Consider the following 18,834-nt stretch of genomic DNA (forward strand, 5'->3'; position numbering starts at 1 on the left):
CTTAGCTGAAATGAAAAATTTTCGAAGCGAGAACATAGGATTAGTCTGCCCATTTGTCTAAAACGAATCTGCCCACGTAGCGTTCGTTTCTTTCATTGGGATCAGTACGGCTAATCCTTCCAATTAATAATTGGGAGGTTTTTTTGTCCTCCCGTTTTAGAGGAGTGATTACCATAATCGAACTTATACGCATTCATAATGGAGCAATTGAATTTGACGGAAACTGTTTATTTGAAAAGATAACCGTATCAATCCAGCAAAACACTCGGATTGGCATTATCGGCAAAAACGGTGCAGGGAAATCGACGCTGCTTCAGCTTTTAACAGGAGAACGAGCGCTCACATCCGGTCATGTTGAGCACCTCAACGATTCGCTTTCCATCGCAGTCGTTACACAGGAAGAAGAGCATGTTTCCTTTGAGATTATTTCTCCAGAAGAACAGACGCTCCGAACGAAATGGAACATTCCATCGCGTAGCTACGAGCAATTAAGCGGCGGCGAAAAACTGAAAGCCCGTTTGGCACGAGGTTTCGCACAAGAAGCCGACTTGCTCTTGCTCGATGAACCGACGAACCACCTTGATGAAGCGAGTGTTGCCATGGTTGTTGAGGCAATTCAAACCTATCAAGGCACCGTTGTGTTTATCTCTCATGACCGCTATTTTCTCGACCAAACCGCATCGCATATCTGGGCATTTGAACAGCACACATTGTATGAACATAAGGGCAACTACAGCTCTTACCGCGAGGATCTCGCCCAGCGTCGTCTCGCTCAACAGCGCGCTTATGATAAACAGCAAGCAATGGTTGGTCGGATCGAAGGACAGTTAAACCAGCTCGGGGCGTGGTCGGCTAAAGGCCATAAACAGTCTACTAAGCAAGAAGGATTTAAAGAATATCACCGCAAAAAAGCCGGAAAGCTCGATGCCCAAGTAAAATCAAAACGAAAACGATTAGAGAAAGAACTTGAGCGTATCAACGCCAGTCCGGTTGAAGAACCGTATGAGGTACAGTTTTCATTTGCGACGCAAGCCAAGGTCGGCAAGCGCTTCTTAGAGGTCAAGAACCTCGCGAAATCGTACGGTGAGCAGACACTCTTTAAGAAAAGCAATTTTACGATTCAGCACGGAGAAAAAGTTGCGTTAGTCGGCCCAAATGGCAGCGGCAAAACAACCTTTTTAAAGTTAATTAACGGTGATGCCATGCCAACAAAAGGAACCGTTTGGATTTCCCCGTCTGCGAAGATTGGTTATTTAACGCAGGATGTGTTTGATTTACCGCTTGAACAAACGCCAGAAGACTTATTTTATCAAGAAACGTTTGCCAAAAAGGCACTCGTCTTAAACTTAATGAAGCACCTCGGCTTCAGCGTAGCGCAATGGAAGGAACCGATTAAACAAATGAGCATGGGTGAGCGAGTTAAGTGTAAACTGATGTACGACATCTTGGCTGAGAAAGACGTGCTCATTCTCGATGAACCAACAAACCATCTTGATTTAGAATCACGGGAGCAGCTTGAAGCGACGCTAAGTGAATACAGCGGAACGCTTTTAGTTGTCTCTCATGACCGCTACTTCCTTGAAAAAACAACGAATGTGACGCTTCAGTTTGACCAGAATTCGTTGAAGAAGGTTGTATCCCGAGGTGAGGCGATTTCCGCACCAAACAAACAGGCTGAACAAAAACTCGCGCTTGAAACGAAGCGCCAAGAAGTGCTCGGCAAGCTCAGCTTCTTAACACCTGCCGATCCAGATTATAAGAGTTTAGACGCGGCCTTTACTGACTTGACCAAGCAGATCCGGGAGCTGGATTAAAAAGAGAACCGTGCAGCGCTGCACGGTTCTTCTTCCTAGACATACGTTAAAACCACGTCGTAACTAATTAAGTTGTATTTCACTTTAAATCCAGCGGCTACGTACAGACGAATTGCCGCCATGTTTTCCTTACTTACAGATAACGTTAATTGGTTAATTTGCGGGTATGAAAAAAGTGTCTTAACGGCGCTAATTAATAATGATTTTCCCATTCCTTCTTTGCGATATTCATCGGCAACTGCTATGTATTCAATGCTCGCTTCTCCATGGTTGGGATTTGCTTCAACGTAGACGTACCCTTTGATGTCATGGTCATTTTTCGCTGCGATAAATAAGTGGTTTGTATCATTTAATCTTTGCAAAATGGTCGCTCCACTATAATAGGTTGATGGAAAAAACTGATCATGAAGTTGCTTAAACGAGTCCTCATAGTTTTTGTTATAAGCATCAATCTTGCTTGAGTTTTCACTAGCGAAAGAGTCACTCGTCAATTCCAAAATCGTATGGCTGCCCTGGTCTACTCCATTATTATTGGCTAGAAACGCTTTCACAAAACGATTCTCTTCGTTGATGAAAAAAGAGAACTCTTTGACTTCTTGCGGCATTCCCGCTACTAGTTCATTCCACATCACTTGCGCCGTTTCTAACTCTTCTTGCTCGACGAAAGGTCCCCAAACTTCTGCATAGCCCTGCTCTAAATCAACATCCAATCCAAGCGCACCAACCAACCTTCTATCCTCATAAGCAAGAATAAACGATTTTTCTAATGGTAAATCGGAAAAATCCGTACGCAATTGATCGTGAATCTCCTCTGCTTTCTCACCGCAAAAGCCGATATGTGCTGATTGAATGCTGTTCATTTTGGCAAGAAATGCGGCTAGTTCTCTACTGTTTTCTGGTGATGCTTTCACTAATTCCATCGTATCCCCCTTTTCACCTCGACTTATAGTTCTAGAAACAGTCGCAAAAACCTGCATAAAAAAAGGCGAAAGAGGAATGTTCCTCTTTCGCCTATCTCTCAATAAACATTACTTATTTTCTTCAAGCTGTTGCTTGAATTCCTTAAACCCTTCGTCTACTTTAGGATCATTAGACGTCAGCTTACTGACTAAGAAGATCATTAACGTCGCGACAATAAATCCCGGGAGAAGTTCGTAGACACGTTCATTCATTCCGAACCATTGATACATATTCGTATTGGCCCAGACGATGACTACAACTGCACCGGACATCATTCCAGCAAGGGCGCCCCACTTCGTCATGTTTCTCCAGTACAAGCTGATCAGCATTACTGGACCAAAGGCAGCACCAAATCCGGCCCAAGCATAGCTAACAATTTCTAAGATTGAGCTATTTTGATCCCATGATAAAGCGAGCGCGATCAACGCGACAATTAACACAGCTCCACGACCAAGGAAAACGAGCTCTTTATCACTTGGCGATCGTTTCGTAAATGTTTTATAAAGATCTTCCGTTAATGAGCTTGACGTAACAAGCAGCTGGGAGGAAATCGTACTCATTACAGCCGCTAGAATCGCACTAAAAATAATTCCGATCACAAACGGATGAAAGAGCATATCCGCTAACACAACAAATACCGTCTCATGTTGGTTATCCGCTCCTGCCGTTAATGAAATCCCTTCTCCTGTTAAATAAGCGCGTCCAACAAGACCGGTAAGCATTGCACCTATTATTGAGAGAATCATCCACGTCATACCAATTCTTCTTGCTGGCTTCGCTTCCCTTGCACTTCGCAAAGCCATAAACCGCACGATAATATGTGGCTGACCAAAGTATCCCAGTCCCCAAGCTAGTGAACCGAGAATCGCTATAAACGAAACACCACGGAACACATCAAGCAATAGTGGGTCAATGCTTCTGATCTGATCAAACGATGCTGAGAATCCGCCTACTTCACCTAGCGCAACAATTGGTACAAGTAGAAGCGCAAACATCATTAGACTTCCCTGCACAACGTCCGTCCAGCTAACGGCCAAAAACCCACCGAACAACGTGTACAAAATCGTCACGCTCGCGATGACAATTAAACTAACATGGTAATCAATATCCAGTACCGTATCAAAAACAACTCCACCCGATACCATTCCAGAGGATACGTAAATGGTAAAAAAGAAAACAATAATAAGTCCCGATAAGATTCGTAGCATTTTCGATCCATCTAAGAAACGGTTTTCCAAGAATCCCGGAATCGTAATGGAATTATTTGCAGTTTCCGTATAAGTTCGAAGCCTCGGTGCTAAAAAGACCCAGTTTAAATACGCACCAATAATTAATCCTAGCGCCAACCAACCTGCACCAAGCCCTGTAATGTACATCGAGCCAGGTAAAGCAAGCATCAGCCAACCGCTCATATCCGAGGCACCTGCGCTAAGTGCAGCGACTGTTGGCGATAGCCCTCTCCCTCCTAAAGTGTAATCAGAATGGCTTTTTGTCTTTGTATAGCCATACCAACCAATCAAAATCATAATAAGTAAATAAATAACCATTGCTAAAATAATTTCAGTAGAAATACCCATCAACACCCTTTCTTTCACTAGTGGAACAAAGCGTCAATTGTGACTGTTCCTCTTCGTTTCATAGAAGATATGTATGGTTCTCTCCTTCTCCTAAGCACTGAATTATCATAGCATCTCTACTTAAAGAAAATCGATATGAACAATTCCACTTTAAATTATAAATGATTGTTTCCTATATTGTTAGAGCCAATTAACTCACTCATGCTTAAATATCTGCTTGATTATAGCTGTTTACTCATTGATATGATCGAAATCCAATTCTGGGATTAGGTGGAAAGCGCAAGTAAGTAGGGGGGAGTGGTTGAATTTCACTTCATCCGAAAGCTTGCCGCGGAGGATCGTCTGACCCTTCGCAGTCTTCGTTCTGCTAAATCTCAAAACGCTCCTTTTCCGCTAGCTTTCCAATTAACTACAAATAGCAATACTATTAGCCTACCTCAATCCTACGAAGCTACAACGAAAAGATTGGTCAGCAACCAACACCATAAAAAAGGAGGAAGGCTGTAATAAGATCCTTCCCTGCTTTTTAGAGGCCGTTTTCTCAAGGTGTTATTTTTGATAAATTCCGGTTGAATAAGGAGCCAGCGTCACGCCATCTTCCCCTTGATTAATCGGTTTAGATGAGTAATAGAGCTCACCTAATTGATCCACTTCAACCGTCACTTCCTCACCACTAACATTGTGGAGTACAAGTACGCGCTCTTCCCCCATGTATCGTTCAAAGCTTATCAACCCTTGCGCTTGGACATCCGATTGTGTGATCTCTCCGTCAATCAAAACCGCATGACTCCGGCGCACGGAAATCAGCTCTTGATAATGATTCCAGAGTGAATCGTCGTCTTTTTGCTGCGTTTCCACTGCTAATGTTTCCTTCTCTAAACTGTATCGCCGTTCGATCCAGCTTGTTTCTGCTTCATCTTCGCCCGCTGTCCAGATCATTGGCTCACGAATATGTTCGTCCGGCTTCTGCCCCTCTAAGCCAATCTCTTCACCGTAATAGAGAAATGGGTTTCCCGGCAGCGTCAGCATTAGGCTCGCCCCCATTTTTGCATGATCGACGTTGCCATTCACTTCACTCATAATCCGATCCATATCATGATTCGTTAAGAAAATACTATCCTGGTAATTTGGTTCAATTTGCTGATAATAGCTGCGTACTTTTTCTAAACTAGAGACAATTCCTGTATCTCGCTCGCTTTGAAGCGCTGAAATCAGCTTTGTTGATAAGTCAAAATTAAAGCCACTATCGAGTGCCTCCATGTATTGACCGACAACAGAGGCGCTGTCCCACACTTCACCAACGAGAAATGACCCTGGTTTTACCGTTTCCATATGCGCTTTGAACGCTTGCCATAACTCCACATTGTGCGCATGATGATCATCGATTTGATACGCACTAACTAAATACTTAGCCGCATCCACACGGAACCCATCAACTCCTACCTCATCGAGCCAAAAAGTACTTGCTTGCTTGAATTCATCCATAACTGCTGGATTGTCAAAATTGAGATCAGGCATGCCCTCCCAAAAAACGCCTTCGTACTTTTCTTCCTCAAGCCCATGCCAAATCGGTTGTCCCCAGTCACCGACTTGCTGAAGCGGCGTTGAGTCATCGCTCCAAACATAATAATCGCGATAAGTTGAGTCACCTGCTAGCGCTTTTTGAAACCAAGGATGTTCTTTTGAGCTATGATTCATGACAAAGTCCATGATGACTTCAATACCACGTGCCTGAGCTTCTTCAACGAACGTCTTCATATCTTCCATCGTGCCGTAGTCTGGGTTAACCCCCTCATAATCGGTCACGTCATAGCCGTGGTAGCTTGGCGAAGGATGAATCGGCATTAACCATATCCCTTCTACCCCGAGTTGTTCAAGCTGGTCCAGCTTAGCCGTCGCACCAGGAAAATCCCCGATTCCATCACCATCGCTATCGGCAAATGCGCGCACAAAAATCTCATAGTAAACACGGTGCTCTCCGTCCTCTACGAAGGCTGTTTCAGGTGACCACACCATCTCGGTTGTTTCATTATTCACCTCAGCTTGACATGCACTTAACACCAGTATGCCTAAGCAGAAACCAAGTCTTTTTTTATTCAAAATAGCTCCCCCATTTCACTAGCGCCCTTCCTCCTTTTATATGTGCAAACGTTTTCCTCTATTCATCTGAATTCAGTTGTATGACCGTTTCTAAACTCTTTCTTCTTTTTCGAACAAACAACTAGACAATCGCCTGTCTTTCCTGTATCTTAAACATTCGTTTGCGAAAAATCGATTTCGCACGCAGAAGAGGGAGGGATTAAAAATGATGACACGTTTTCAAAATAACCGCCGATTCATTTTATTTATTTTTATGATGGGGACATTCGCAGTTGGGATGACCGAATATGTGGTAACCGGCTTGTTAACGCAGTTTGCCGAAGACCTTCAAGTCGAGGTATCAACGACGGGATTGCTGCTGAGCGTTTATGCGATTAGTGTAGCTGTTTTTGGTCCGCTCTTACGGATTATAACGATTAAATACCCACCAAAACCGCTTTTAATTGGTCTTGTTTCCTTGTTTGTGATTAGCAATATCGTTGCAGCAACTGCACCGAATTTTGAAGTATTGTTGCTTTCTCGCTTATTGTCAGCGATGATGCACGCACCGTTCTTCGGTCTTTGTATGTTAATCGCAATTCAACTGTCTGCTCCTGAGAAACGTACCGGAGTTATAGCAATCGTTCAAGGTGGCTTAACCATTGCGATTATGATTGGCGTGCCGTTCGGTTCTTATCTTGGTGGGATGCTTGATTGGCGCCTTGTTTTCTGGTTTCTTGTTGTGCTTGGTTTAATTGTTCTAGTTGGACTGCTTCTGGCCGTTCCAAACGAAACGTACAGTCAAAAGCCGCAACTAAAACAAGAACTAAAAGCACTTCTTAATAAAAACGTACTCTGGGTCCTCGCCATTATTGTATTTGGCTTTTCCGCCGTCTTTACCGCCTATACGTTCAAAGAGCCGATGCTGCGGGAATTTGCTGGTTTTGGTGTAACAGGTGTAACGCTTGGCTTATTCAGCTTCGGTGTTGGTGCCGTTATCGGAAACTTTACCTCTGGACGGGTTGTTCCGCGTGCACTAACCAAAACGCTCATGCTCGCTTTACTCGTACTCGCCGTTGTTTTAGCCGTATTTACCGTGCTCCTTCAGGTGCCTGCCCTCGCTATCGTTGTCTGCTTTTTATTTGGGGCCGGTACATTCGGAACAACGCCGCTCCTTAATGCCAAAGTTATTCTAGCGGCAAAAGAAGCTCCAATGCTTTCCGGTACGGTTGCTGCGTCCGTCTTTAATTTGGCGAATGCGATCGGGGCCACGCTCGGAACCGTTTTTCTAAACAACGGTTTCAGCTACCAAATGATTACCTGGATTGCTGCGGGGATGATTTTATTTGGTTTTGTACTTACGTTAATTACCAGCCGCGTTGAAGACAAAACGCTTTATGAATAAAGCAAAAGACCGGGCGCATGCGCCCGGTCTTTTTAGTCGTGCAATTGTTCGGCCAGCTTCTCGAGCTCGGCACGACTTGCCTGTTGAACCGTCCCATCCAGATAGGCTTGCGACGTCAGATCATGGTAGGTTTCCAATGGAATTAAGTGAATATGTAAGTGGTCAATGTCAAACCCAACGATCGCCATACCGACTTTTTTAGGCTTCAGTCGCTGATTAATGCGCTTGCTCATTTTCTGCACAACCTCCATTAGCTGTTGATAGCTTCTCTGCTCTAGCTCATAGATCGCTTCAACATGCTGCTTCGGGATAACGAGCAGATGCCCTCTTCGAATAGGATTAATATCAAGAATCACCTTGCACCACGCATCTTCATATATCGTATGGCTCAGCGCTTCCCTCGCGGCAATCGCACAAAACAAACAACTTTCTAGCTCTTCCATTTTCTCGACACCCCTTTTTCATTTTAGCAAGCGTATTCCTACTTTTGACGTTACATGATACGCTGTAAGGAGACAACTAGGAGGCTACAATGATGAATGCAACACAACTATGGGACGCTTTTTTAGAAATAGAACCAAACGCTGGAAACAACTACACCGCTTGGGCATTTGGTGACGGAACGAAACAATTGGCTGATGAACTTGCGCAGCTTGTTATAAGCGGCAAGAAGACAGGGACGACCTCGGCCTACCTTGCTTATGAACAAGAGAATGAACCCCTTCCTCAAATAGGCGCATATAGCATCATCCTTGATGGTGATGAAATTCCTTGTGCGATTATCCAGTCAACGGAGATTGAAATCATCCCGTATCATTCTATTACCGAAGCGCACGCTCAGGCAGAAGGACATGGAGATCAAACGCTCGCATCATGGCAACAAGCCCATGAACCCTTTCTGCGCAGTCAAGCAGAAATGTATGGTCGCTCGTTTCACCCTGAGATGCTCGTTGTTTTCGAACATTTTAAAACGGTTTATTTACCAAGCGCTTTAAACAAATCAGCGAAGGAGAATGACTAATGGACTTTCAGCTCATTCAAAGTACCTACGAAGACAAACCTTACATTTCTGCCCTTCGCATGAACGTTCTTGCTGCTGATTTCAAGCGGCATCAACTTCCTGATGAACGGGTTTTAGCACGGTTCAATGAAAACTTTAACCCCGACCATGTTTATTTAATTCAACTGCGAAACAAAACCATTGGCTGCATCGGTATCATAGTTAGTGAGGAAGAAGTAGAGTTAAAAAACTTCTACTTAGACCCTACTTACCAAGGGCAAGGCATTGGACGCGCTGTGTTTCAATCGGTCTTAGATTCATATAGTGACCGTAAATCTATTACATTGAAAATATTCAAAGGAAGTCGGGCAAAGAAGCTATATGAGCAGTTTGGCTTTACCGTTATTGATGAAAATGAGCGTGTGGAGACGATGCGTTTACTCGTAAAACAACCCGTTTCTCAGCTTTAGAAGCCGGACTTTGGCATGTAAAATCGATCCCTACTTAGAAAAAGCTAGTTGACCAAACCTGCTTGGTCAACTAGCTAACGCCCTTCCTTCTTTTCCTCAATAAAATGCCTGGACCAGTTTAAATTAATCGGCCCATTTACGACCTCATATGTTCTCCCATCCATCATCTGTACGCCGTATTCTCCCCAAAATACAACCGATGGCTCGTGCTTATAATGGCTAATGCGAATCTCTTGCTTAGAATCACCTAAATAATGCGTTTGATAATAAGAATTTGTAACGCGCCTCACCTTATAGGTTGATAAAAACGCCATAATGTCTTGTATCTGTTCTTGCTCTTCCGTTGCCCACTCATATACCTCGGTATCGGCAATCTTTTCGCGATCAGCTGTTAGTCCGACAATGAGTAAGTCGTTTTCTTCATAAAAAATAACTTCAGTTAAATACTGTTCCTGATGATATTGATTGATCCAATACCAACCGATTCCGACGATAAGTAGGCCGATGAACAAACCAACGAATCGCTTCATATCCCCCTCCTTTTTACCAATGTATTCAATTCACTTGGAAAAAAGCTCATAAAAAGGGGAACACCTTAAGGTTTTTTAAGTAGCTCTTAGTAGGATAAGCTTTTTCTTCCTTAGTAGGGGTGGGGGTGTGTAGTAGCTGATTTTCTAAACAATTGGCTTCTACATATTCTACATCCACCATTCTGACGAAATACGTAATCGTCTGTCATTACGTGATTCACGGCCCCCACGCTCTCATCGTGCAAACGAAAAAGCTGTAGAGAATAGCATGTCTCCACAGCCTTACGCGCTTCTTATTTATCATTTACTGCTTTGATGGCCTCGAATGGAAGCTTCGGTTCACGCTTCTCATCGAGCAGTCCGTTCACTTCCTGCTGCACGTCTGTAATTTGCGTGTAGCAGTAGCCCGTTACATAAGGCAACGCTTTAATTGCGTCGGTAATCGCTTCATAGCGCTCAAGAAATTGTTCTGCTGACTTTACTTGGTTGCCGTAACCCCAGCCATCTTCTGTTGTAAAGGCAATCCCGCCATACTCACTGATAAGCACCGGCTGTCCTTTGTACACATATCCTTCAGCAAACGGGTACTTCTCTTTATTATGCAAAAAGCTATTGCCAAGAAGCATGTCTTTATCTTCGTAGCGCTCGAGAAAGGCATCAGCGAATTCTTCATAATCATGCAGCGTGATGATGTCTGATATTGTATGCTCCCAGCCGTCATTCACAACAACAGGGCGTGTATCATCAATTGCTTTTGTCCCATAATAAATTGACTCGGTAAATGCTTGTTGCTTCGTATTCGAAAATACCGCTCCAATGCCCCATGATTCATTAAATGGCACCCATGTAACAATCGATGGGTAATGAGCTAATTGATTGACGACCTCATACCATTCAGCAGAAAACTGCTGAACAGCTTGTGCAGAATACGAATAAGTAGATGGCATTTCTGCCCAGACCAGTACACCTTTTTGGTCACAAATGTGATAGAAGCGTTCATCTTCAATTTTTTGGTGCTTGCGGATTCCGTTATAACCAAGCTTTTTGACCGCGTCAATATCGGTTTCAAGCGCTTCGTAGGAAGGCGCTGTTAAGTGAGAGTCTTCCCAATAACCTTGATCTAGAATTAACTTCTGATAAATCGGTCGATTGTTTAACAAGACTTGGCCGTTTTTTATTGATAGTTTGCGCAAACCTACATATGAATGGATCCGATCAATCTCTTGATCCGCTTCCGTGACAATGTAAGTCAGATCGTACAGATTCGGCTGTTCCGGTGTCCAGTGCGCAATTCCCCACTCATGAATCGAAGAGCTTAAACTCATATGCATCGTTGTCTTATGCTGTTTTGGCTCAATCGAAAAACGCCGCACTTCTTTTCCTTGAAATGAAATAATCGTCTCGATCCTTATGCTTCGCTCAGATGATCCATTGTAAGCGTATTCAAGATGAACTGAACTTCGATCAAAATCTGGCGTCACACGAACATTTTCTAAATAATGATGAGGAACAAATTCCAGCCAAACCGTTTGCCAAATTCCCGTAGTCTGCACGTACCAACAACCGAAATTTTCGCTAATCCAGCGTTGTTTCCCTCGTGGTTGCTCGGTACTCATACTGTCTTCCACTCGAACAACAAGCTGCTGTTGTTTTTCATCGGTAACATAAGCGGTAATATCAAACGAAAAAGCTGTGTTTCCGCCGTGATGCGTACCAACACTTTGACCATTTAACCACGCCGTTGTTGTGTAGTCACTAGCCTGGAAATGGAGCAAAACCCGCTTACCTTTTTCCTCATTAGGAATGGTAATGCTTCGTTCATACCAAACAACTGGATGAAACGTTGGTTCGTTGATGCCACTTGCTTTCGTTTCATAAGAAAAAGGAACTGTAATTTGACGATTAAATGAAGGCTGATGGTGCCAGCCATTGGCCAATCCTTCGTTTTGGTCATCCCAAGCAAAATTCCATCTGCCGTTTAAGTTAAGCCAATTTGTGCGGACAAACTTTGGTCTTGGATACGACTTGTCAATTTGCTTCACTAGAAAGCCCTCCTACAAAACAATTATTTTGTTTATAAACAATATATCTGTTTTCATTACCCACAGCATAAAAGTATCTATCAGAATTGTCAAACCTTTTATTTGATTTCATGAAAAAAAGTCTGCTAAGCATTGTGCTCACCAGACTCTGTTATTCTTTCTCTTGAAAATAAACTTCGAGCTTTAAAGCCTGTGCGTAATCCCCAAATTTTTCACCGAATAGATTAAAGCCACCTTTATGCTCTGCATCTTCCTTTATTCCAATTCGCACGCTTAGGTAGTCCGTTTGATCAAGCTGTAGCTGATCAATTGAAACAGCTTTAATCGGTTTGAAATCCAGTAACGCTTCTTTTTTGTTTACTTCCCAACGCTTTAAAGAGCCGTATTGTGTCCGAGTATGTTGAAACCAACCAGCAGGATTCAGTGCCCCCGCACGGTCACCAAAGTCACTTGGACTTGTCCACGTGCCAATATCTATCCCATTCATCCAAACGGTAATATCGGATGGCCAGTTATGGTCGTAATTCGGAGCTTCTGAACAAAGCTCACACGAAAACGCGATGCTCGTGATGCTACGGTCTTTTGGCGGAGCGAAAGGAAACTTATATTCAAGGTAGCCAGCTCGAGTCCAAATCAACTCTGCGGCAACCCGTTCTGGCTGATAGAACTGCACCGGATCATCTTCATTAAGCACATCACCCTGTTCGTTAGCCATTCCACACGTTGGCGAAACGCTAAACTCCACATAATGTCCAATTGGCATGTGAAGCACAGAGGATTCAACCTGCTCACGCTGCTCCACTTGATTCAAGACAATCCGGATGTCGTCAAAATTGCGCGTGCACATCTTTAACGCGCCCCTACTCGCAGGACGAAGCTCGGTTACAATCAGCCCCGCCTCTTGCAGCACATTCACATTAGCAGCTGCTGTGGAAACAGGAATCTTTAAACGTGCTGCAAGCTCATGTACGCTGTAGCTGGCATGGTTTAACTGCTGAATCATCTGAATTCTACTATCTGTTGATAAGGCATGAGCGACTTGCTTTAATTTTTCGGAATCAGCGATTGAGAGCTCAAGCATTCGCCTCTCCCCCTGTCTTTAATTTTTTCCGGATAGCCTCAATGGAAATCTCTTTAGCGAGCAATCTCTGCCTCACCGATTGGGCAAACGCAACTGCATGCAGACCATCTCCATGAATGCAGACGGTATCTGCCTGAATGGAATGCGTCTGTCCATCTAACGTTTGGACCTCTCCTTCTGTAACCATTTTTATGACTTGCTCGCTCGCTTGATTAGGGTCACTGATTTGTGCATTCACTTCACTTCGCTTTGTTAAGCTGCCATCCCGCTGATAGGTACGATCTGCAAATACTTCACTAGCAGTCTGTAAGCCTATTTCTTTTCCTGCTTGTAGCAGGGCACTTCCAGACAACCCATACACGATTAAAGCCGAATCAACTGCGTAAATCGCTTTGGCAATGCCGTGTGCGAGCTCGCTGTTGGCGGCAGCCATATTGTAGAGAGCCCCATGAGGTTTCACATGTCTGACAACCCCGCCCTCTGCTTTTGTCAGTGCTTGAAGAGCACCAAGCTGATAAATGATTAATTCATAAGCTTCCTCTGGCGTAATTGCCATTTCTCTCCTGCCAAATCCATTTAAGTCAGGTAAGCCTGGATGTGCCCCGATTGCGACCTGATGTTCAAGCGCCAGTTGAATCGTTTTCCTCATGACGCGAGGATCACCAGCATGAAAACCGCAGGCAATATTCGCCGAAGAAATAAGCGGCATTAGTGCTTCATCATTGCCAAGTGCGTACACCCCATAGCTTTCACCAACATCGCTGTTCAAATCAATTGAATAACTCATCTCAGCCTCCTTCGCCCAACTGGCGCCATTTCATCTTTATTGCTCGTTTTAACTGAGTCATATCTCGTTCCTGCGCCTCAAAAAGTGCGTCTGCCTCTTCTAAATCGATCTGTTGAAACGTGAAGGATTGACCAGGTCGGAGTTGAGCCAAGACTGGTATATCAACATGAGCCACCTGAAGAACGCGAGGATAACCGCCAACCGTTTGCCGATCAGCCATTAAGATAATTGGTTGTCCATCAGCAGGTACTTGAACCGCCCCTAGCGTCACCGCTTCTGAAAGTAACTGTTTCGTTTCTGCAAACTCCAATGGTTGTTCTGGAAGCAACCGATAGCCCATGCGATCCGATTGATTGCCAATCGTAAACGGTGATTCAAAGAGTGAAGCGATACTCTCTGACGTTAACCAATTAAGATGAGGACCAGGAAACACACGAACTTCTGTTTGTTTTTTCACAGGAGTGCTTGCGATAAACCAATCATTGAATTGCTGACTTTCTCGCTTTTTATTAAACGACTGAAGGATTGTATCGTTTTCTTGCAGCTCAACGATATCTCCTTGCTTCAGGGCACAACTAGCATAACCGCCCATGCCACCTCGCGTATATGTACTTTTGCTCTGAAGCACAACAGGGACGGACAACCCTCCTGCAACAGCAAGGTAAGCACGCATCCCAGTTTGATTGGATTTAAACGAGACAACGCCTCCTTCTGGAACGTATAGCGGAGAACCGACCCTCTTCCTTTTTCCAGCAATAAAGGGCGTCATGCCTCCCCCAGTCACACAGATGATGGCTGGTTTTGTAAACAAAAGCGTTGGTCCAGTAATCGTCATCTCTAAGCCCGCTTCTGTTTCCTGATTACCAACAACTAGATTGGCTTGTCTTAACGCAATTCCGTCCATTGCGCCACTTTGCACAACACCTTGGTCAAGAAATCCTGTTCTTCCTAAATCCTGTATGGTAGAAAAGAGACCCGCTTGCTTTACATAGATTCCCATGGCTCACCTGCCTTTATTTGCTTAAACGACGTGAGCGAGATTGCCTCAAACTGAACATGATCTCCCGCACGCAGAAGACTAGGCTGCTCCTTGCTTAGATCAAACAGAACAAGCGGTGTCTGACCAATAAGCTGCCAACCTCCTGGCGTTTCCGTCGGGTAAATTCCTGTCTGTCCGCCAGCTATTCCTACCGAACCTGCAGCAACTCGTGCCCGTGGCTTGCTTTTTCGAGGTGTCGCAAGCGAGTTGTTCATTCCTCCGAGAAAAGGAAAACCAGGTGCAAAACCTATCATATGGACGAGGTAGGTCGCTTCCGTATGTCTATGAATCACTTCTTCAACTGAAAACCCTTTTGCCTCTGCTAGGGAGAGTAGGTCCGGTGCAAGGCTCTCATCATAGCAAACAGGAATTCGTCGCAAGCTCGTAGCCCCCTGCTTTTCTTCTACGCCTAGATAAGGGCTTACTTGTTTAGTTAAAGCTTCTGTTAAGGATTCAGTCGACGTACGCGTTATAACAAAAGGATCAAAGAAAAGCACCACGTTCGTATAACCGGGCACGATTTCGATCAGTCCATTAAACGGCTCTATTTTTAATTGTTGAACAAATTGCTGGATCGTTTTAAACGTTTGCTGATCTGCCTTTTCGCCAAACTGAACGGACAGGGCATTCTCACTTAATCTCGTAAACGCAGGCTTCATCATAAGGCTCCTCCTGACGTCGGTCACTAGCTTTTCTTTAAGCATACCTTATTTTCAATTCTTTCGAAATCAACTCTTACTATTCGGTTTCAATTACTTCAAGCAGATTAACCAGTTCTTTAATCGCGCTGAACTGAAGCTGATTCCGTTTAGTTAATCGTTCCAAAGCCCGCTTAGTTGCCCGCTCGGCAGCATCAACACTGTGCTGTTCCACCGCTTGAACAATTTCCTTCATTTCTTCCAGGAAATAAACGGTTTCACGCATGGATCGAATAATTAAAATCTGCCTAATGTGCATAGGTGTAAACATCCGGTAGCCATTGTCTGGATGGCGCTCTGCTTTGAGTAAACCTTCTTTCTCCCAGTGACGGATTGCCGATGTTTGCACATTCGTTAATTTAGCGGCTTCCCCAATCGTCATATGGCTTTTCCACTTGTTCTTATCTTTAATGGTGAAGGACGAATCTCGTAACAAGTCCAACGTTTGTTCCGTCACTTTCTTTTCGTGATGTAGCTGTGCTTGTTCTCCATTCACTTTCCAAAGAGCCTTATCGATCGCTCCTGCCTTGATCGCTTGGATAACCTCAATCGTTAAGGCAAAACTAAAGCCAATTGAGCATGCTCGAATCGCTCGAAAATAGGCAAAATGTAGGTCGGTGTATAACCGATAGTTTGCGGCAGAGCGTTTAGGTAACGGAATTAATTCATATGCCTCATAGTGTCTCAGCGCACTTGTGCTCACTTGTAGCTCAGTTGCTATATCAATCGGTCGGTAATAACGCATCTGATATACCCCTCATTAAAAGATTCAATGAAAACCTTCAAGAGCAACAGAAAAGATACCCTTTTTAAATAGGTTTTATTATAGCTTAACCTTATCACTTGCATTAGTGTTATACAATGGAGCTTGCTCCTGCAAAAGGGGATTAAAACATAAGGAGGTCTTTATGCAAACCACCATCCGCATTCGAGGTGCACGAGAGAATAATTTAAAAAACATTTCTTTAGACATCCCTAAGCATCAGCTTGTTGTTGTGACCGGACCATCGGGATCTGGAAAATCAACGTTGGCGCTTGATTTGCTGCAACGTGAGTGCCAACGCCAATATTTAGAATCAAGCGTCGGCTCTGCTGATGCAATTGCCCGTCCGGACGTTGATTTAATCGAAGGGCTGTCTCCCTCAATCGGTGTGAATCAACAACAAGCGAATCGCAATCCCCGCTCAACCGTTGGAACTGTAACCGATTTATACACCTATTTACGAACCATTTTTCAAAAAAGAGGCACACGACTATGCACATCCTGCCAAACGGAAATGATGGCCCCTCTTGACGATACAAAACCTGTTACCTGCCCTGCCTGTCAGAAAGAGCATGACCCCTTTACTAAAGCTGATTTCTCATTTAACACACCGAGCGGAGCTTGCTCAACATGCAGTGGACTAGGTACCACGCTTGAAATTAATCAAAACGCTCTCTTTGATTACGAAAAATCGCTCCTTGATGGCGCTGTTGTTTTTTGGAATAAAGGCATTCAAGACTATTATGGCTCTGTTTATCAAGCTGCAAAAAAACACTACGGCCTTTCCGATGATCTTTCTATTCCGCTTGCTGACTACAGCCAGGTCGAGTGGGACTTGCTTTTATACGGTGTTGAAAGTAAGCAGATTGGCGAGCACTTCCCAGCTCAATTGCCACCAAAAACGGCTACAAAAGGAAAATTTGAAGGAATCTTAACCGGGATGTGGCGTCGTTATCAAGAAAAAAGTGGGGAATCTAGTGAAGCCCACTTCTTTATTCCTACGGTTTGTCCAGATTGTCACGGCGAACGCTTAAGGCATGAAACACGTATTGTTCATGTTCATCATCAAACGTTGCCGCAGCTCGCAAATCGATCTTTACAAGAACTGATCTACTGGATTGAGAACGTTCAAACGGTCTACCGTGAAGCGAACGACTCTTTATTAACTTCCGTTCTTTATGATCTGCATACAAAAGTGAAGCGCATCCTTCGTGTTGGACTTGGTTACCTCACTCTTGACCGGACAACCATTACGTTATCTGGTGGCGAGGCACAGCGTCTCAGACTGGCATCGATTCTAGGCTCTGGCTTAACTGGCGTGCTCTACCTTCTTGATGAGCCAACCGCAGGACTTCATGCAAAAGATACAGAAGGATTAATTGACATCATGAAGCAGCTCCGCGATCTCGGCAATACGGTGTTGGTGATTGAACACAACCGCCAAGTGATTGAACGCGCTGACCAAATTATTGATGTTGGCCCAGGTGCAGGGAGGTTTGGCGGAGAAATTGTTGGACAAGGCACTTTATCCCAGTTAAAAGCACAGCCCGCCTCGATTACTGGCCGCGTATTTTCACAGGCACAGAGGCTTGTTTCAAAGCAACGAGCTGGCAATGGGTACATGCTCACAATTGAAGGCGCAATGAAGCATAATTTAAAAAATGTTAACGTCTCCTTTCCCCTCGGAAGCCTAATTTCCGTGTCAGGCGTTTCTGGTTCGGGGAAATCGAGCTTAATTTTTGATGTCCTAGCAGTAGCCAAACAAGCTCCTTACTCTGGTTGTCAAACCATTAACGGAATGGAACAGGTTGATACGATTATTCAAGTTGGTCAAACCCCTCTTTCCCGCATGCAGCGTTCCAACATTGCAACGTACATGGATTTATTTACACATGTTCGCAAACTCTACGCACAACAACCAGTAGCCAAAGCAGCTGGCTTAACGGCTAAACACTTTTCATTTAATACAGCCGGGGGCCGCTGTGACCGCTGTGAAGGACTAGGTGTAGTTGATCTCGACATGCATTTCTTGTCTCACCTGCAGGTCACTTGCCCTGTTTGCCGTGGCAAACGCTTTAAAGAAGAGGTGCTTGCGGTAAAATTGGATGGTCATTCCATCTCTGACCTCTTAGCACTTGCCATTGAAGAGAGCCTGGATCTCTTTAAGTCTCACAAGAAATTGCACGAGCTTCTGGCTTTACTAGGTGAAGTGGGGCTCGGTTATTTACAATGGGGACAAGCTCTAACGACGCTCTCTGGTGGCGAAGCACAGCGAATCAAGCTGGCGAAAGAGCTCAGCAAGAAAACAACTGGCCATACGCTTTACTTACTTGATGAGCCCTCTTCCGGACTTCATCCAACCGACATTGCAAAATTATCGCTTCTATTAAATAAGCTGGTTGACGCCGGAAATACGGTCATTATGGTCGAACACCACATCGATTTAATTGCCTCATCCGATTGGGTGATTGACATGGGTCCAGACGGTGGAAGTGCAGGCGGACAGCTTGTCGCAAGTGGACCACCGGAAGAAGTAGCGCGTCATCCAACCTCTGCTACCGCTCCCTTTTTACGAAACGAATAAGACTA

General features: G+C 44.4%; 16 protein-coding genes. 5 read left to right on the forward strand and 11 right to left on the reverse strand.

Annotated features, from left to right (window positions below; all coding sequences use genetic code 11):
• The first annotated feature begins 173 nt into the window (after positions 1 to 173).
• Positions 174 to 1,814, forward strand: coding sequence for a ribosomal protection-like ABC-F family protein (abc-f, locus tag JOC54_RS13480; RefSeq protein ID WP_204466786.1), 1,641 nt, complete (start codon positions 174 to 176; stop codon positions 1,812 to 1,814).
• Between the two features lie 35 nt (positions 1,815 to 1,849).
• Here abc-f and JOC54_RS13485 read toward each other — a convergent pair whose 3' ends face one another.
• The 3 genes from JOC54_RS13485 to JOC54_RS13495 all read right to left on the reverse strand — a co-directional run bounded on the left by JOC54_RS13485 (position 1,850) and on the right by JOC54_RS13495 (position 6,451).
• Positions 1,850 to 2,734 carry a GNAT family N-acetyltransferase gene (locus JOC54_RS13485; protein ID WP_204466737.1) on the reverse strand — a complete coding sequence of 295 codons (885 nt, stop codon included), beginning with the start codon at positions 2,732 to 2,734 and terminating at the stop codon, positions 1,850 to 1,852.
• A 108-nt stretch (positions 2,735 to 2,842) separates the two neighbouring features.
• Positions 2,843 to 4,351, reverse strand: a complete 1,509-nt coding sequence (putP, locus tag JOC54_RS13490; protein ID WP_204466738.1) for a sodium/proline symporter PutP — start codon at positions 4,349 to 4,351, stop codon at positions 2,843 to 2,845.
• A gap of 549 nt (positions 4,352 to 4,900) precedes the next feature.
• Positions 4,901 to 6,451 carry an alpha-amylase family glycosyl hydrolase gene (locus JOC54_RS13495; protein WP_204466739.1) on the reverse strand — a complete coding sequence of 517 codons (1,551 nt, stop codon included), beginning with the start codon at positions 6,449 to 6,451 and terminating at the stop codon, positions 4,901 to 4,903.
• Positions 6,452 to 6,659: 208 nt separating this feature from the next.
• On the opposite strand from JOC54_RS13495, the gene JOC54_RS13500 reads away from it, so the two are divergent.
• Positions 6,660 to 7,835, forward strand: a complete 1,176-nt coding sequence (locus JOC54_RS13500; RefSeq protein WP_204466787.1) for an MFS transporter — start codon at positions 6,660 to 6,662, stop codon at positions 7,833 to 7,835.
• Positions 7,836 to 7,867: 32 nt separating this feature from the next.
• On the opposite strand, the gene JOC54_RS13505 is transcribed toward JOC54_RS13500, so the two are convergent.
• A complete protein-coding gene (locus JOC54_RS13505; protein ID WP_204466740.1) occupies positions 7,868 to 8,278 on the reverse strand; it encodes an HIT family protein in 411 nt (136 codons plus the stop codon).
• A gap of 89 nt (positions 8,279 to 8,367) precedes the next feature.
• On the opposite strand from JOC54_RS13505, the gene JOC54_RS13510 reads away from it, so the two are divergent.
• Together JOC54_RS13510 and JOC54_RS13515 are read left to right on the forward strand one after the other, a co-directional pair.
• Complete coding sequence (locus JOC54_RS13510) at positions 8,368 to 8,856, forward strand: ASCH domain-containing protein (RefSeq protein WP_204466741.1); 489 nt, start codon at positions 8,368 to 8,370, stop codon at positions 8,854 to 8,856.
• On the forward strand, positions 8,856 to 9,305 hold the full coding sequence (locus JOC54_RS13515; RefSeq protein WP_035418654.1) for a GNAT family N-acetyltransferase: 450 nt from the start codon (positions 8,856 to 8,858) through the stop codon (positions 9,303 to 9,305). The genes JOC54_RS13510 and JOC54_RS13515 overlap by 1 nt, the downstream gene beginning before the upstream one ends.
• A gap of 74 nt (positions 9,306 to 9,379) precedes the next feature.
• On the opposite strand, the gene JOC54_RS13520 is transcribed toward JOC54_RS13515, so the two are convergent.
• The 7 genes from JOC54_RS13520 to JOC54_RS13550 all read right to left on the reverse strand — a co-directional run bounded on the left by JOC54_RS13520 (position 9,380) and on the right by JOC54_RS13550 (position 16,227).
• Complete coding sequence (locus JOC54_RS13520) at positions 9,380 to 9,835, reverse strand: hypothetical protein (protein WP_035418653.1); 456 nt, start codon at positions 9,833 to 9,835, stop codon at positions 9,380 to 9,382.
• Positions 9,836 to 10,128: 293 nt separating this feature from the next.
• Positions 10,129 to 11,877: a glycoside hydrolase family 2 protein gene (locus JOC54_RS13525; protein ID WP_204466742.1), complete on the reverse strand. Its 1,749-nt coding sequence runs from the start codon at positions 11,875 to 11,877 to the stop codon at positions 10,129 to 10,131.
• Positions 11,878 to 12,028: 151 nt separating this feature from the next.
• Positions 12,029 to 12,958, reverse strand: coding sequence for an ArsR/SmtB family transcription factor (locus JOC54_RS13530; protein WP_204466743.1), 930 nt, complete (start codon positions 12,956 to 12,958; stop codon positions 12,029 to 12,031).
• Entirely contained in the window at positions 12,951 to 13,745 is a 795-nt protein-coding gene (locus tag JOC54_RS13535) for a LamB/YcsF family protein (RefSeq protein ID WP_204466744.1), read from the reverse strand. Before JOC54_RS13535 ends, JOC54_RS13530 begins: the two co-directional genes overlap by 8 nt.
• 1 nt (position 13,746) lies before the next feature.
• A complete protein-coding gene (locus tag JOC54_RS13540; RefSeq protein WP_204466745.1) occupies positions 13,747 to 14,745 on the reverse strand; it encodes a 5-oxoprolinase subunit C family protein in 999 nt (332 codons plus the stop codon).
• The gene (pxpB, locus tag JOC54_RS13545) at positions 14,730 to 15,446 is read right to left on the reverse strand and encodes a 5-oxoprolinase subunit PxpB (RefSeq protein ID WP_204466746.1); all 717 of its coding nucleotides are present in this window, start codon (positions 15,444 to 15,446) and stop codon (positions 14,730 to 14,732) included. Before pxpB ends, JOC54_RS13540 begins: the two co-directional genes overlap by 16 nt.
• A gap of 76 nt (positions 15,447 to 15,522) precedes the next feature.
• The gene (locus JOC54_RS13550; RefSeq protein WP_204466747.1) at positions 15,523 to 16,227 is read right to left on the reverse strand and encodes a TioE family transcriptional regulator; all 705 of its coding nucleotides are present in this window, start codon (positions 16,225 to 16,227) and stop codon (positions 15,523 to 15,525) included.
• A gap of 163 nt (positions 16,228 to 16,390) precedes the next feature.
• Between JOC54_RS13550 and uvrA the strand changes: the two genes are divergently transcribed.
• A complete protein-coding gene (gene uvrA / locus JOC54_RS13555; protein WP_204466748.1) occupies positions 16,391 to 18,829 on the forward strand; it encodes an excinuclease ABC subunit UvrA in 2,439 nt (812 codons plus the stop codon).
• Positions 18,830 to 18,834 lie beyond the last annotated feature (5 nt).

Origin of the sequence: Shouchella xiaoxiensis (assembly GCF_016907895.1) — a bacterium.
GTDB classification, from domain to species: domain Bacteria; phylum Bacillota; class Bacilli; order Bacillales; family Bacillaceae_D; genus Shouchella; species Shouchella xiaoxiensis.